General features: G+C 61.0%; 16 protein-coding genes. 10 read left to right on the top strand and 6 right to left on the bottom strand.

All coding sequences use genetic code 11. The features are described 5' to 3' along the window. Positions 1-132 precede the first annotated feature (132 nt). The gene (locus ACXHXG_RS11810; RefSeq protein ID WP_457899366.1) at positions 133-1,182 is read left to right on the top strand and encodes an alpha/beta fold hydrolase; all 1,050 of its coding nucleotides are present in this window, start codon (positions 133-135) and stop codon (positions 1,180-1,182) included. On the opposite strand, the gene ACXHXG_RS11815 is transcribed toward ACXHXG_RS11810, so the two are convergent. After that, entirely contained in the window at positions 1,161-2,102 is a 942-nt protein-coding gene (locus ACXHXG_RS11815) for a LysR substrate-binding domain-containing protein (protein ID WP_457899367.1), read from the bottom strand. The two genes, ACXHXG_RS11810 and ACXHXG_RS11815, sit on opposite strands and share 22 nt — an antisense overlap. 110 nt (positions 2,103-2,212) lie before the next feature. Here ACXHXG_RS11815 and ACXHXG_RS11820 point away from each other — a divergent pair, with 110 nt between their 5' ends. The 4 genes from ACXHXG_RS11820 to ACXHXG_RS11835 all read left to right on the top strand — a co-directional run bounded on the left by ACXHXG_RS11820 (position 2,213) and on the right by ACXHXG_RS11835 (position 4,639). Next, complete coding sequence (locus tag ACXHXG_RS11820; RefSeq protein WP_104824217.1) at positions 2,213-2,602, top strand: tautomerase family protein; 390 nt, start codon at positions 2,213-2,215, stop codon at positions 2,600-2,602. Between the two features lie 5 nt (positions 2,603-2,607). Continuing rightward, positions 2,608-3,003, top strand: a complete 396-nt coding sequence (locus tag ACXHXG_RS11825) for a cupin domain-containing protein (RefSeq protein WP_457899368.1) — start codon at positions 2,608-2,610, stop codon at positions 3,001-3,003. Between the two features lie 2 nt (positions 3,004-3,005). Next, on the top strand, positions 3,006-3,578 hold the full coding sequence (locus tag ACXHXG_RS11830; protein WP_457899369.1) for a DUF4865 family protein: 573 nt from the start codon (positions 3,006-3,008) through the stop codon (positions 3,576-3,578). A gap of 89 nt (positions 3,579-3,667) precedes the next feature. Then, a complete protein-coding gene (locus ACXHXG_RS11835; protein WP_457899370.1) occupies positions 3,668-4,639 on the top strand; it encodes a threonine ammonia-lyase in 972 nt (323 codons plus the stop codon). A 3-nt stretch (positions 4,640-4,642) separates the two neighbouring features. Here the strand turns inward: ACXHXG_RS11835 and ACXHXG_RS11840 are convergent, their stop codons facing one another. From ACXHXG_RS11840 to ACXHXG_RS11860, 5 genes are all read right to left on the bottom strand, one after another. Beyond that, complete coding sequence (locus tag ACXHXG_RS11840; protein ID WP_457899371.1) at positions 4,643-5,278, bottom strand: LysE family translocator; 636 nt, start codon at positions 5,276-5,278, stop codon at positions 4,643-4,645. Positions 5,279-5,355: 77 nt separating this feature from the next. Then, complete coding sequence (locus ACXHXG_RS11845) at positions 5,356-5,985, bottom strand: hypothetical protein (protein ID WP_283047328.1); 630 nt, start codon at positions 5,983-5,985, stop codon at positions 5,356-5,358. 27 nt (positions 5,986-6,012) lie between these two features. After that, the gene (locus ACXHXG_RS11850) at positions 6,013-7,407 is read right to left on the bottom strand and encodes a selenium-binding family protein (RefSeq protein ID WP_104824222.1); all 1,395 of its coding nucleotides are present in this window, start codon (positions 7,405-7,407) and stop codon (positions 6,013-6,015) included. A 339-nt stretch (positions 7,408-7,746) separates the two neighbouring features. Further along, on the bottom strand, positions 7,747-9,186 hold the full coding sequence (gene pyk / locus ACXHXG_RS11855) for a pyruvate kinase (RefSeq protein WP_104824223.1): 1,440 nt from the start codon (positions 9,184-9,186) through the stop codon (positions 7,747-7,749). After that, the gene (locus ACXHXG_RS11860; protein WP_028752900.1) at positions 9,186-9,674 is read right to left on the bottom strand and encodes a DUF1036 domain-containing protein; all 489 of its coding nucleotides are present in this window, start codon (positions 9,672-9,674) and stop codon (positions 9,186-9,188) included. The genes pyk and ACXHXG_RS11860 overlap by 1 nt, the downstream gene beginning before the upstream one ends. A 206-nt stretch (positions 9,675-9,880) precedes the next feature. Here ACXHXG_RS11860 and ACXHXG_RS11865 point away from each other — a divergent pair, with 206 nt between their 5' ends. The 5 genes from ACXHXG_RS11865 to bcsN all read left to right on the top strand — a co-directional run bounded on the left by ACXHXG_RS11865 (position 9,881) and on the right by bcsN (position 13,446). Beyond that, positions 9,881-10,678, top strand: a complete 798-nt coding sequence (locus ACXHXG_RS11865) for an N-formylglutamate amidohydrolase (protein ID WP_457899372.1) — start codon at positions 9,881-9,883, stop codon at positions 10,676-10,678. A gap of 63 nt (positions 10,679-10,741) precedes the next feature. After that, entirely contained in the window at positions 10,742-11,047 is a 306-nt protein-coding gene (locus tag ACXHXG_RS11870; protein WP_104824225.1) for a DUF1244 domain-containing protein, read from the top strand. Between the two features lie 99 nt (positions 11,048-11,146). After that, the gene (locus ACXHXG_RS11875; protein ID WP_104824226.1) at positions 11,147-11,407 is read left to right on the top strand and encodes a DUF2312 domain-containing protein; all 261 of its coding nucleotides are present in this window, start codon (positions 11,147-11,149) and stop codon (positions 11,405-11,407) included. Between the two features lie 161 nt (positions 11,408-11,568). Then, positions 11,569-12,153 carry a hypothetical protein gene (locus ACXHXG_RS11880; protein ID WP_457899373.1) on the top strand — a complete coding sequence of 195 codons (585 nt, stop codon included), beginning with the start codon at positions 11,569-11,571 and terminating at the stop codon, positions 12,151-12,153. A 303-nt stretch (positions 12,154-12,456) separates the two neighbouring features. Beyond that, entirely contained in the window at positions 12,457-13,446 is a 990-nt protein-coding gene (gene bcsN, locus ACXHXG_RS11885) for a cellulose biosynthesis protein BcsN (protein ID WP_457899374.1), read from the top strand.

Below are 13,446 nucleotides of genomic sequence, written 5' to 3' on the forward strand. Positions count from 1 at the left end.
CTGTCTGCTTGCTGGTGATTCCACCTGTAAGCGGCATGATCTGGGGTTTTACAACAACGGGCAGGCCTACGGCGGACGAGAGGTCATGAACGTCGGATAGGCTGGTGGTCCAATTCTCTACTTCATACTGCAATGATCGATGTTCTATTTTGTGCTCTTGTTCTGCTTCTTGCCGCCGCAGCCGGATTCTCGGCCTATAAGACACGCGCGATCGAGCAGGCCTATCCCAATATCGGCGAGCTGACCGATATCGGCGAATTCCGCATGAACGCCCTGCACTTGCCGCGCCCGGCCACGGCCGATCTGCCGCCGCTGATCTTCATCCACGGCGCCAGCGGCAATCTGCGCGACCAATTCGAGGCCTTTGCCGGTCCGCTCGCGGGTCGGGCGGAAATGCTCTTCGTTGATCGGCCCGGCCATGGCTATTCCGAACGCGGCGGCCCGGAAAATGCCCTGCCCTCCGGCCAGGCCGACGCGATTGCCAGATTAATGGAGAAACGCTGCATCGAAAACGCCATCATCGTCGGCCATTCCTTCGGCGGCGCCATCGCCGCCGCCTTCGGCATGCGCCATCCCGACAAGACGGCTGGCCTGCTCTTCCTAGCACCGGCGACCCACCCGTGGCCGGGCGGAATCGACTGGTATTATACGCTTGCCGCCTTTCCCGTCTTCGGCTGGCTCTTTGCCCATCTGCTGGTGATCCCGCTCGGCCTGCACCGTGTCGAAAGCGGTACGCTCGGCGTCTTCCGCCCCAATCAGCGGCCTGCCGATTACATAGCGAAGACCGCGCCGGAGCTGGTGTTGCGGCCAAGGGCCTTTCGCAACAACGCAGCCGACGTTGCCAATCTCCTCGCCTATGTTTCCGCCCAAGCACCACGCTACCGCGAGATCACGGCGCCGACCGTCATCATCACCGGCGATAGTGACGATATCGTCATGGAAGAGCTGCATTCGCGAGGCCTTGCGCGCGACATTGCGGGCGCCGAGCTCATCACCATCCGCCATCTCGGCCACAAGCCGGACTATCTCGCGACCGATGTGGCCATCGCCGCGATGGAGCACCTCGCCGGCCAGTCACGCGACCTCCAGGCTTTCGCTCAGGAGGCGGAAGCCCGCCTCGCCCGCCTGAAGACCGTGCTACCGAGCGAAGCCGCCGCCGCTCAGGCGGTCACGAGTTCGTAATCCGGCGCATCGACAAACACCCGCCCCTGTGGCGTCGCGCCCACCGTTTGCCGCACGGCCTGCAGCATGATCGACGCCAGCCGCTCCGTCGCCGGGCTCGCTTCCGCTTCGGCGCGATGCAAGACGAGATCGAGCTTCGGCAGCGGCGGGAGACCGGCTTCGCCTGACACCATAAGCCGCACTTTGTCCGGCAAACCCAGCGGCGTACGCACCGTCAGGCCCAGCCCCGCCGCCGTCGCAGCCCAGAGCCCGCCAAGGCTGGGGCTGACGAAGGAAATGCGCCAGCCGATGCCCGCATGGTCCAGCACCTTGGTCGCGATCGACCGCAGCAGGCAGGGAGCTTCCAATGACGCGAGCGGCAGCGGTTCGCCGCTATCGGCACGCCAATGGGTGGCACCATGCGCCGGCCCGACCCAGCACATCGGAACCTCCGCGATCCGATCGGTATGGGCAGTGCGAAACCCGTCGCTCCAGGCAAGGGCCAGATCGAGCTTACCGGAGGTCACGCGCTCGATCAGCTCGGCATTGCGGACCACGCGCGCCTCGATCCGCACCTTCGGATGCGCGCGCGCAAAGCGGCCGAGCACCTCCGGCAAGAGTGTCTCGCCGAAGTCCTCCTGCAGGCCGAGCCGCACCCATCCCTCCAGATCCGCGCCTTGAAGCGCAGTCGCCGCCTCGTCGTTGAGATCCAGCAACCGCCGCGCATAGGCGAGCATGGTTTCGCCGGCTTCCGTCAGCGCCAGCCCGCGCCCAGCCTTGCGGAAGATCGGCGTGCCCGCCTGTTCCTCCAGTTTCTTGAGCTGCGCGCTGATCGCAGACGTCGAACGCCCGAGCCGATCCGCCGCCTTGGCGAAGCTGCCAAGTTCCATGCCTGTCACGAAGCTGCGCAGAACGTCGAGATCGAAGATAACTTTCCGCATGATCAACTATTCACATTTTTGGGACTATCGATCCAATATTATCTGATTTTCCGAATGATTATCCCGTGGCATTGTGGCCCCGTCAAGTGGACAGATGACAGGAGCTTCCCATGCCGTTCACCCGCATTTCCCTTCTCCGCGGCAAGTCGCCGGAATATCTGCAGACGCTCTCGGATAATTTCCACCGCGCCATGGTCGAAACGTTCGATGTGCCGCCCACGGATCGCTTTCAGGAAATCCATCAGTTGGAGCCGAACGAGCTGATCTTCGACCGCACCTATCTCGGCGGCCCGCGCTCGGACAATTACGTTTTCTTCCAGATCACCATCGGCAAACCGCGCTCGACCGAAGTCAAGAAGGCCTTCTATCGCCGCCTCGTCACCCTGCTTGCGGATGCGCCGGGCATTCGGCCCGAAGATATCATGATCAACATCATCACGACGACGCGCGAGGACTGGTCCTTCGCAGACGGCATCGCGCAGATGATCGAACAGGCCTGACGACGATGAACCAGACAAGCATTCGACAGCCACTTCCGATCCATCGCGCCGGAACCGCCACGCAGCATTCGCCAGAGGGCATCGCCAATGCGCCCTTCTGGGTCGAAATGTTGGTCGAAAACAACAAGGATGGTGGGCTCACTGCCATGCGCTGCACGCTGGAACCCGGCATCATGACCCGTTGGCACACCCATCCACATGGCCAGATTCTCTACGTCCTGTCGGGTGTCGGCCTTGCCCAACGTAACGACGAACCGACTGAGGAACTGCGCGCCGGCGACTGCATCACCTTCGCACCCGGCGAGCGTCACAGACATGGCGCAACGCCGGACAGCACCTTCGCCTATATCAGCATTCAGGCCGCACAGAACGGCGCCGCCGTGACCTGGCTGGAGGATTGACCATGATTGCCATGCAATACAGCTTCACCCTGCCTGCCGACTATGACATGGCGATTATCGATCGCCGCATCCACGACAAGGGGCCTATGCTCGATAATTTTCCCGGTCTGAAGTTCAAGGCCTATCTCACGGCCCGGAAAGGCGATGCCAGGACAGGAAGCCGCGAGAACCTCTATTCGCCCTTCTATGTCTGGGACAAGGATGAGGGCTTGAGCAATTTCATCTGCGGTCCTGGCTTTGCCGGGGTGACGGAAAGTTTCGGCTGGCCGCAGGTGAAGACCTGGGTCGTCTGGCACACTGCAATTTCGCCAGATATTCGCGACGCCCGGTTCGCCATCCGCGAGATCGTTCAGATGGAGCCCTACGCACCGCTTTCCGAGATTCGTCAGCGCGAAAGCGATGCAGCCGCTGGCGAGGTCGCGCGCGGCGAAGCGCTTGCTTCCGTCGCCGCCTTCGAGCCGGCCGGTTGGACGCAGGTGCGTTTCCGTCTGCTTGCCGATCTGCCAAAAGACGTTTTGGGGCCTAGCGTCCAGATCTACGATGTCGGCCACCTTTCTTTGTCGGATGCCGGTTGAAGTGTCACCGGGACAAAGTCGTTGTTTTAAAGAGAACCACGGCGTTTTATGGATGAACGGCCTTTCCGCAGCAGAAGAGTGTTCCTTCCATGGTCGATATTGCAATGATTGAAGCCGCTCGCGATCGCCTCGACGGTCGCGCGCGACGCACTCCCCTTCTCTCCTCCCCATTCCTGGATGAGATCGCCGGGCGGCGGCTGTTTGTGAAAGCGGAATGCCTGCAGCATACTGGTTCCTTCAAGTTTCGCGGCGGCTGGTCGGCGGTTTCCGGGCTGGAACCCTCCGTGCGCGCCAAGGGCGTCATCGCCTTCTCCTCCGGCAATCACGCCCAAGGTGTGGCGCTTGCCGCGCAACTGCATGGCATCCCTGCCGTCATCGTCATGCCGACGGACGCACCGAAACTGAAGATCGCCAATACCCGCGCCTTGGGCGCCGAGGTCGTACTCTACGATCGCATCAAGGAGGATCGCGACGAGATCGGTGCGCGGCTCTCCAAGGAGCGCGGCCTCACCCTGATCAAGCCCTTCGACGAGCCGCTGGTGATCGCCGGCCAGGGAACGACCGGGCTGGAAATCGCCGAACAGGCAGCCGAAGAGGGCATCGATGCCGCGACCGTGCTCGTCCCCTGCGGCGGCGGTGGCCTCACCTCGGGCATTGCACTGGCACTGGAAGCCCGCGCGCCCGGCTTCAAGGTCCGCCCCTGCGAACCCAAGGACTTTGACGACACCACCCGCTCTCTTGCCTCCGGCAAAATCGAACGCAACGCCGCTCTGCAGGGCTCGATCTGCGACGCCATCATCACTCCACAGCCTGGCAATATTACTTTTCCGATCCTGAAGCGCCTCTGCGGCCCCGGCCTTGTCGTGACCGACGAGGAAGCGCTGGACGCCATGGCACTCGCCTTCACTCGCCTCAAGATCGTCGTCGAGCCGGGCGGCGCCGTAGCGCTGGCGGCCGCCCTTTTTCATGGCAAGGAGATCGACGGCGACACGGTCATTGCGGTCACCTCCGGCGGCAATGTCGATGCCGACCTCTTCGAAACGGCGCTGCACCGCCACTAACCGTCAATTCGTCGCGCGACGATAAAGCGCCAGCGAGCCGGCCAAGGCGAGGAGCGTGCCACCGCAGGCGCGTTCCAGCCATTTCGTACCTTCCGTCTTGAGGAAACGCACGGCTTGCGAGCCGAAAGCGGCGTATCCGAACATGATCGCGAAATCGAGCGAAGCGAAAAGCACCGCGAGGATGGCATATTGCGGCATTTGCGGTGCGGCAGGATCGATGAACTGCGGCAAAAAGGCCGAGAAGAACAGATAACCCTTGGGATTGGTCACCGCGACCATGAAGCTCTTCATTCCAATGGACAGCATCGTCCCTTTCGCCTGCCCGGCACTGGCCTTGAGCATGCCGTCGATCGTTCCCTTGGAGCGCAGCATCATGATGCCGAGAAAGGCAAGATAGGCAGCACCCGCCCATTTCAGCACTGAAAACCAGAATTCCGAGGCGGCCAGCAACGCGCCGAGCCCGATGGCAACCGCGCCGATCAGCACGAAATCCGACAGCACGGCGCCGACCATGCCCGCCAGGGCGCGGCGCACGCCGTAGCGCGAGCCGTTGGTCAATGCCAGGAGCACGGTCGGCCCCGGCGTCGCGATGCCGATGAAGGAGACAGTGGCAAAGGCAAGCAGCGTGGCAGTGTGCATGATTCCCTCCCCATGACTGTCGGAAACTTGCATGCACCGCTGCGCTTTGCAAGCATGGGGATGGATCTCCACAACCTCTAGACGACCAACAGCACAGTACCGGTGCCAAGCAGAACCAGCGTCCATACGAGATCCACATTGATCCAGGCGCTGCGCAATATTTCGAGCCCGACCCAGCGATAGACCGCGAGGGCAACGAGGCTTGTGACCACTAACATCGCAAGGGTGTGGACACCGACGGCCGCAATCGTCATCGCCGCGGACGCATCCCCGCCGATGTCATGCAATGGTGACCCCGCAAGGCAGAGCGGCATCAAGGCCGGCAGGAGCATGAGCCCGGCGCCGTGGGCCGTCGCCATCAAAAACGACCAGAGCACGAGGCCCGTAAGCCCAGTACGCATGCCGATGCGAACGCGGTGCCGGTGTCCATAAAAGTGATGCCAGATAGCCCATGCGATGAGACCCAGCCCCGTGACCGTGCGTACGGCGCCCTGATCCACAAAAAGACCGACAGCGACCACCGCTCCGGCAACAAGCGCGATGGATACGGCGTGGCCAAGGGCAATGGCGGGCACCGCCTTGACCACGGCTGCGGAACTCTGCCGATGAACGCCAAGCGCCACGGCAAACAACCATCCCATCGCGGGGTTGAGGCCATGAAAGGCGCCCAATCCCGCCAGCAGCATCCAGGGCCAGAGTTCGTTCATGGGGCGCCTCGTCCGGCTGACCTATGCTCACGGATAGCAATAGGAATCCGACGAGCAATCCCCACCCTGCAAGCGGACCTGGTGCGGACGATGCGATTTCGGCCACTCGACGAAGAATTTCTCGTCGAAGGCAATGCCGCCGTCCGCGCCCGCGTCGAGCTTTACCATCCAGCCGGAAAGGCCATCGGGATAGAACTGCTCGTCGATCGCGCCATAGAGCGAGTTGGTGAAATAGACGCGGCGACCATCGCGGCTGATCTCGACCATTTGCGGGCCGCCATTCAGCGCGCCATTCTTCGCTTTCGGGTGCGACGCGCGCGAAACGATGCCGCCGATCCTGACCTTCCCCGTCAGCTTCGGCTTGAAGGGATCGGAGACATCATACTGATGCAGATCGCCGGTCCCCCAGCAGGAGACGTAGAGAAATCTGTCATCCATCGAAAGATCGATGTCGGTAACGAGCGGCGGCACGGCACCGAAACCCTTGAGCATCGGCGGTAACTGCTCCGGATCGGCAGGCTCCGCTGGAATGTCGATCACCTTCGTCACCGCCCACTTCTCGCCGTCGCGATGCCAGACCCATATCGAGGAGGAGAGGTCCTCAAGACTGAGAACGCAGTTGACGAAACCATAGGCCTTGGTCGGGTCATGCGCGGGTCTGAGTTCGAATACGAGCTGATACTTGTCTCCGAAATCGATCGTCTGCAGATGCTTGCGCTTGTGCAGATCCCAGAAATGCAGACGGCGGCCATATTTTGCGCCGAGCAGGACTTCCGGAATCAGGCCATTTTCGAATGTATCCGGCGTACCCCACTCGCTGGTGACGAGCGTATCGTGACCAAGGTGCCACCAGACATCATAGGAAAGCTGCTGCGGTCCGCGATCCATTTCCCATTGGCCGCGCACCTCGAAGGTCTCGTGATCCATGAGGAACACCCCGCCCGGTCCCTTCCCCTCGGCATTGCCAAGAGCGGCGACATAGATCCCTTCCGGTCCGCAGTGAATGGTGTGGGGCCGGGAATATCCGGCGCGCTCGGCGACTTCGCCGGGCTCGATGACCTTGACGATCGATGGTTTGCGGCCATCGGGCTTGGTATCGATGATGTGGATGCGCGAAGACCTCAATCCCGGCACGACCAGATAACGGCGCTCCGCATGCGGATGCGGCGCATTCGGGCAAAGGCAGGACGAGCAGGCATTCCAGCCGAAATGATGCAACTCGTCACCGACATTGGGCATCGCGACGGAGGTGACGATCTGACCGTAAGAGGCTGAATTGGGATCGACATCGACGACCGCGAGCTCGTCGGGAACCGCTCGCGTCGGATCGAAGGCAACGACATAGGCAAGCGTCTCCGGCGCCGCCTTCATGGCCATGCGCGGTGACGGATAAAAGCTCGGATCGGGTTTCCACGTTACCATGTGAAGTGCTCCTGGCTCGCGATTGCTGAACAGTGAAGATGTTCGCTAGATGCTTGCCGACAGCAGGCTCATCGCTGCGGACGGGGCAGGATCAAATGCTTCAATGGGATACTGATTTGCGACTGTCCTCTCCGCTGAACATGCAGCAGAGGCAATCCTCCCCGCGCGATTATCTCAGATAAAGGCGGGTTTGGGCAGCCTTTTTCGCCGCCATTCTCACCACAGCGACCGGTTATCTTTTCAAGATGAAGGTTGGCGCGAAGGCCCTGGCCTTTCCCATAACGCAAAAGCCCGCCGCCTTCTCAGGCAGCGGGCTTCGATACTTGTAAATACCGGCAATCAGACGCCTGATTGGCCGTCAGAGCCTATATAGGCGATGCGGAGCATGTTGGTCGCACCGGGAGTGCCGAGCGGCACGCCGGCGGAGATGATGATGCGGTCGCCGGGCTTGCCGAAGCCTTCCTCGGCGACGATGCGGCAGGCATTGTTGACCATATCGTCGAGGTCCGTGGCGTCATGCGTGACGACACAGTGCATACCCCAAACCACCGACAGACGGCGAGCCGTCTGGATGATCGGCGACAGCGCCAGGATCGGAACCTGCGGGCGCTCGCGCGAAGCGCGCAGACCGGTCGTGCCCGACGAGGTGTAGCAGACGATGGCGGCAAGCTTCAGCGTCTCGGCGATCTGACGGGCAGCGAGCGAGATAGCGTCGGCGCCAGTTGCTTCCGGCTGCGCGCGCTGAGCGTAGATAATGCCCGGATAGTGCGGCTCGCGCTCGATGGTGCTGGCGATCGAAGCCATTGTCGATACGGCCTCGACCGGATAGTCGCCCGAAGCGGATTCGGCCGACAGCATGACGGCGTCAGCGCCTTCGAAGACGGCGGTGGCGACGTCGGAGACTTCGGCACGGGTCGGAACCGGCGCCGAGATCATCGATTCCAGCATCTGCGTGGCGACGACCACCGGCTTACCGGAACGGCGGCAGGCGCGGATCAATTGCTTCTGGATGCCGGGAACCGCTTCGAGTGGCATTTCGACACCAAGATCGCCGCGGGCGACCATGAGCGCGTCGGAAAGCTCGATGATTTCCTCGATGCGCTCGACAGCCTGCGGCTTCTCGATCTTCGACATCAGGCCGACGCGGCCGCGCGAAATCTTGCGGACTTCGGACAGGTCTTCCGGACGCTGGATGAAGGAGAGCGCAACCCAGTCGACTTCGTTGGTGGCGAGAACGGCGTCAAGGTCGGTGCGATCCTTGTCGGTCAGCGCGCCGACGCCAAGCAGCGTATCCGGCAGGCTGACGCCTTTGCGGTCGGAAATCTTCGTACCGGAAATGACGGTCGTGACAATGCTCTTGCCGTCGCACTTTTCAGCGCGAAGCGCGAGCTTGCCGTCGTCGATCAACAGCCGGTGACCGGGCTGAACCGACTCCAGGATTTCCGGATGCGGCAGGAACACGCGGGTATTGTCGCCAGGCGTATCGTTGTTGTCGAGCGTGAAGGTCTGGCCGGGCTTGAGATCGACCTTGCCCTGGGCAAACTTACCGACACGCAGCTTGGGACCCTGCAAGTCGGCGAGAATGCCGATCGGACGGCCACAGCGGGCCTCGACGGCGCGGATACGCTGGATGAGCGTGCGCATCAGGTCATGGCTGGCATGGCTCATGTTGATGCGGAAGAGGTCGGCACCGGCCTCATGCAGCTTCTGAATCATCTCCTCTTCGGAGGAAGCTGGGCCGAGCGTCGCTAGGATTTTGACTTTTCGGTTGCGTTTCATCAATTCTGGCTTTCTTGGCTGCCCGGGGTATCGGAGAGCTGAACCATCCAACTCGCCTGACGCCCCGTGTCGTATTCCTTGAATCCCATTTTCTGGTAACCGCGCGCGTAGCAATCCTTCACGCCTGGGATTTTGAATTCATTTTCCGCCACGCACATTTCGATATCGCCCGTCCAGCGGCCGCCGCGAGCTGCATCTTCTGCGTAGAGGTAATAATAGCGGGATTGAAGCGGCCCTTCGATCAAAGTCGCGCAGGTGGTGGCCGGAACCTGCCACCATCCCTCGGTCACCCAGCCTTCCTTCGCACGATAGCCGATCGCCACACCCACGAGATTCTGCGTACCGTTGCAGACGCGGAAATCGGCATGGGCTGCATTTGGCATGAAGAAAAATGGCGCGGCGGCGGCAAGGATGAAAAATGCGAATCGGGCAAGCGGCCCTGACCGCGTAACGAAACTTGGCGCGACTTGGCTGGACACGGCTTCCAATGGGCTCCCGGTTATTCGTTGTTGCGTCTTCTTGCGCTGCCATCCCACGAATGTCAACGCAACTCTAATCGATTATATTTTCTTCACGGGATGGTAGCAGTGCCCTACGGCCTCGCTCTCGCCCGATCAAGAGGCCGAGCCTTGCACCTTCTGCCCGCGCATGCAATCAAACAACGGGCTGAAAAATGCGATAATCGACAATCCACATGAATGACTTCAAATCTTTCGAAATCATAACCGGCAATCGTGACAAAGGCATGGTCATCCTCGGCGATCATGCGATGCGGCACCTCCCCGAACGCTATGGCCGGCTAGGCCTGCCCGAAACTGCCTTTTCGCGGCATATCGCCTATGACATCGGCATCGAGGGGCTTTGCCGCCAACTTTCGGCGCGGCTCGGCGTGCCCGCCGTGCTGGGCGGCTTTTCCCGCCTGCTGATCGACCCGAACCGCGGCGAAGACGACCCGACCCTGATCATGAAAATCTCCGACGGGGCGATCATCCCAGGCAATCATCCGATCACCGAGGAAGAGTGGAATTACCGCATCGAGGCCTTCCACCGCCCCTATCACCGCGCCGTGGATGAGACGATCACATCGGTCGCCGACGCGACGGGCAAGGCGCCGTTGGTGCTGTCGCTACATTCCTTCACACCGGCCTGGAAGGGTGTTCCTCGCCCCTGGCATGCAAGCGTGCTCTGGGACAGCGATGAGCGCGCCGTGCTGCCGCTTCTTGCAAAGCTTGGCGCCGACACCAATCTCGTAATAGGCGACAACGAACCCTATGACGGGGCGCTGAGGAACGACACCATGTACCGCCACTGCATGGTCACGGGTATTGCGCATGCGCTGCTGGAAGTCCGCCAGGATTTGATCGGCGATGAGACCGGCATCAGCGAGTGGGCCGCGCGGCTGGCGCCGATCTTTGCGGCGATGAACGACGACCCAGCGCTGCACGAATATAAGCGCTATCCGTCGCGCACCGGCCCGTATGACGAGGCTTGACGCCAAACAAGCAAAGCGGCCTCGGACGAAATCGTGCCGGAAAAATGACGTGAGGAAACAGAGATGACTGAGCTCACCAAGGAACAGCAGACCGAACTGGAGGCAGCCGCTTTCCGTCGCCTTGTCGCGCATCTGCGCGAGCGGAGCGACGTGCAGAACATCGACCTGATGAATCTCGCCGGTTTCTGCCGCAACTGCCTGTCCAACTGGTATCGCGAGGCGGCAGAGGAAGCGGGCCTGCCGGTGACCAAGGACGAATCGCGCGAAATGGTCTACGGCATGCCTTACGAGGACTGGAAAAATCTGCACCAGACGGAGGCTTCCGCTGTGCAAAAAGCCGCTTTTGAGCAGAACAGGCCGAAGGAATAGGGCGACGTTCATCGAGACGGCTTGACCTCGCGCTCCATTCACGGCAGGTCAACGGCCCATCGAATTCAGGCCTCAAGGCCGCAAGAGAGGATATGACACATGGAAGAAGTGGCCACGACCGGCGATATCAACGTAGCGGCGGCGGAACTCCGCCAGTTCATCGAGCGCATCGAGCGACTGGAAGAAGAAAAGCAGACGATCGCCGACGACATCAAGGACGTGTTCGGGGAAGCGAAAGGCCGGGGCTACGACACGAAGGCGATGAAGACGATCATCCGCCTGCGCAAAAAGGACGCCAATGAGCGCCTCGAGGAAGAATCCATCCTTCAGACCTACATGGCCGCGCTCGGAATGGAATAAGCTTTCGGCGGAATGGAAGCGCGAGGAGCGCGTTCATTCCGCTGCTTCCGCCGAAATATTTTTGAACAATCAGCCGCTTTCCCGTCATCATTGGGCGAAAATTGCGCCCTGATTTGGGGTTCTTCTGAGACCGGTTTCAACGGTGAGAAAGAGTTCGAGAGATGGCTGTATCAATTTCGAGGTTCATCGAGAGTAAGATTCTGTATCTGGCCTTCGCCGGTGCAGGATTGGGTGTGTCCTGGTGGATCGGCGGGGGAGACATAGAAGCGTCCCGCCCTTTGCCGCAAGTCGCAACCGTCTTCGCTGCCGACACGCAAAACATCCGGCCTGCAAAGGACGATCTCCTCGCATCACTTCCGCAGCAGACGCAATCGGACGTCTCCACGGCAACGGTAGCGTCAACGCCGACAAACCTTCCGATCCCCACCATCATCAGGACGTCCTCCGAAGTTGCGACGAAGGCAACTTCGAAACGGTACGATGCGACACGCACTTTTGAATCGTGCCTCCCGGAATGCGAAACCCGTGATCCCCTGGTCGCGTCTCCTAGCCAGGTTTCGTACGCCGAGCCCTCTGATGACTCCGACTACGACGTTTCCGAAGTCGTCGTTGAGCCACGCAGGACGATCATGGCGTCGATCGTGGACGGTGGCGAAGACTTCATTGCCAACGTCGGGGCTGCCTCGCTGGGAGCATATCGGAAGAGCGAGTCAGCCTTGAGGGTCGTGGTGGACCCTCTGCGATAATACTACGGCCAAGTGCCATGACAATCCTCACGACGACGGTTGCTCGGTCCGCTATCAGTTCATATCAAGGCCGCGACCGCGAAAGCGATATGGCCTCGATCATCTTATGCAGCAGTGCGGCGAGCGCGCCGAAATAACGGAAAACCGTCGTTTCTGCCCTAAGATTTGACCAATCCTTTCATTGTTAATTGATAATTAACCATAATTGCGCTTAACCTAAATATTGAACTCAGGGGCTTGATTTCAAAATTCATCGCGTAATTTGCCCGTGAATATAACGACAAATGATTGCCGCGATCAAAGATGCACTTAGTCAGAATAATAGCCCTCGTAACATTGGCCGTGGTAGCGACCAGTTGCACGACAACGGGCGGAGTGCGGCAATCGGCTGATGCGGAAACCGTGCCTAATGAAAAAGCTTTGGCATTCCCGCCGCCCGGCGGCCCTGCCATCGTCAGCGTGGTCGAGCGCAAGCACAAAGACGATGTGGAGCAGACGATTTCGCTCTCCACGACATCGTCGGTTATCGGTCAGAACTTTCTCAAAGTGCAGTTTCTCGGCGCGTCCGGCTCGAACCCGGGGCTTGGCAGCACACCTTATCAAATGATCAGCGAAGGCGCGATCTCGCGTGAGATGGCTGCGACGATACCCGGCGTTCGCCTCGCTCGCTCCGCAAACTTCGTGCAGAACAGCTACGGCCCCTTCGGTTATGCTTCTGGCCAGAGCCGGGCGGGCGATACCTGCATTTATGCCTGGCAGCAAATCCGTGCCGGTCATTCCCCGCCGGTGGAGCAGCGTAATTTCAGCATGGTTCAGGTCAGGCTCCGGCTCTGCGATGCGCAGGCAAACGAGCGGCAGCTCCTAAGCACCGTTTACGGCTACACGATCGCCGGCGGCTTCGAAGGCCAGACCTTGAACCCCTATGGTGCCCCGCGAGGAGCCGATGCTTTGCTCGGCCATCCTGGCGATCCGATTTACCCGGATGCGGGCGGCTACCGAAACGGTGCGATGGCCAGCGGCTATGAAGTCCGCCCTGTTGTGGTTCGTCCCGCCGTCGTCCGTCGCCAGGTCCCGGTCCAGCCGCAGCCCGTCACGGTGGCTCCGCCTCAAGCAGTCGGTCCTCGCGTGCCATTGCCCGATCCGCAGGGCAGCATGCCCCAGACAGGCGTCACGACCGCGCCGGCGCAGATACCGGCACAGGTTCAGCCCAGAACGATGGGAACCAACGGTACAATCGTACCATCCCCAGACTGTATCGGCGACGCGGCCGCGACCGCGGCCTGCCGGAGATAA

The sequence above is a fragment of the Rhizobium sp. LEGMi-198b genome, assembly GCF_054114205.1.

Bases quoted from the DNA above. Each gene is read 5' to 3' on its own strand.
- pyk (WP_104824223.1), bottom strand. From the start codon at position 9,186: ATGAAACGCAACCGAAAAGTCAAAATCCTAGCGACGCTCGGCCCAGCT.
- ACXHXG_RS11850 (WP_104824222.1), bottom strand. From the start codon at position 7,407: ATGGTAACGTGGAAACCCGATCCGAGCTTTTATCCGTCACCGCGCATG.
- ACXHXG_RS11830 (WP_457899369.1), top strand. From the start codon at position 3,006: ATGATTGCCATGCAATACAGCTTCACCCTGCCTGCCGACTATGACATG.
- ACXHXG_RS11845 (WP_283047328.1), bottom strand. From the start codon at position 5,985: ATGAACGAACTCTGGCCCTGGATGCTGCTGGCGGGATTGGGCGCCTTT.
- bcsN (WP_457899374.1), top strand. From the start codon at position 12,457: ATGCACTTAGTCAGAATAATAGCCCTCGTAACATTGGCCGTGGTAGCG.
- ACXHXG_RS11870 (WP_104824225.1), top strand. From the start codon at position 10,742: ATGACTGAGCTCACCAAGGAACAGCAGACCGAACTGGAGGCAGCCGCT.
- ACXHXG_RS11880 (WP_457899373.1), top strand. From the start codon at position 11,569: ATGGCTGTATCAATTTCGAGGTTCATCGAGAGTAAGATTCTGTATCTG.
- ACXHXG_RS11820 (WP_104824217.1), top strand. From the start codon at position 2,213: ATGCCGTTCACCCGCATTTCCCTTCTCCGCGGCAAGTCGCCGGAATAT.
- ACXHXG_RS11825 (WP_457899368.1), top strand. From the start codon at position 2,608: ATGAACCAGACAAGCATTCGACAGCCACTTCCGATCCATCGCGCCGGA.
- ACXHXG_RS11835 (WP_457899370.1), top strand. From the start codon at position 3,668: ATGGTCGATATTGCAATGATTGAAGCCGCTCGCGATCGCCTCGACGGT.
- ACXHXG_RS11875 (WP_104824226.1), top strand. From the start codon at position 11,147: ATGGAAGAAGTGGCCACGACCGGCGATATCAACGTAGCGGCGGCGGAA.
- ACXHXG_RS11815 (WP_457899367.1), bottom strand. From the start codon at position 2,102: ATGCGGAAAGTTATCTTCGATCTCGACGTTCTGCGCAGCTTCGTGACA.
- ACXHXG_RS11840 (WP_457899371.1), bottom strand. From the start codon at position 5,278: ATGCACACTGCCACGCTGCTTGCCTTTGCCACTGTCTCCTTCATCGGC.
- ACXHXG_RS11865 (WP_457899372.1), top strand. From the start codon at position 9,881: ATGAATGACTTCAAATCTTTCGAAATCATAACCGGCAATCGTGACAAA.
- ACXHXG_RS11810 (WP_457899366.1), top strand. From the start codon at position 133: ATGATCGATGTTCTATTTTGTGCTCTTGTTCTGCTTCTTGCCGCCGCA.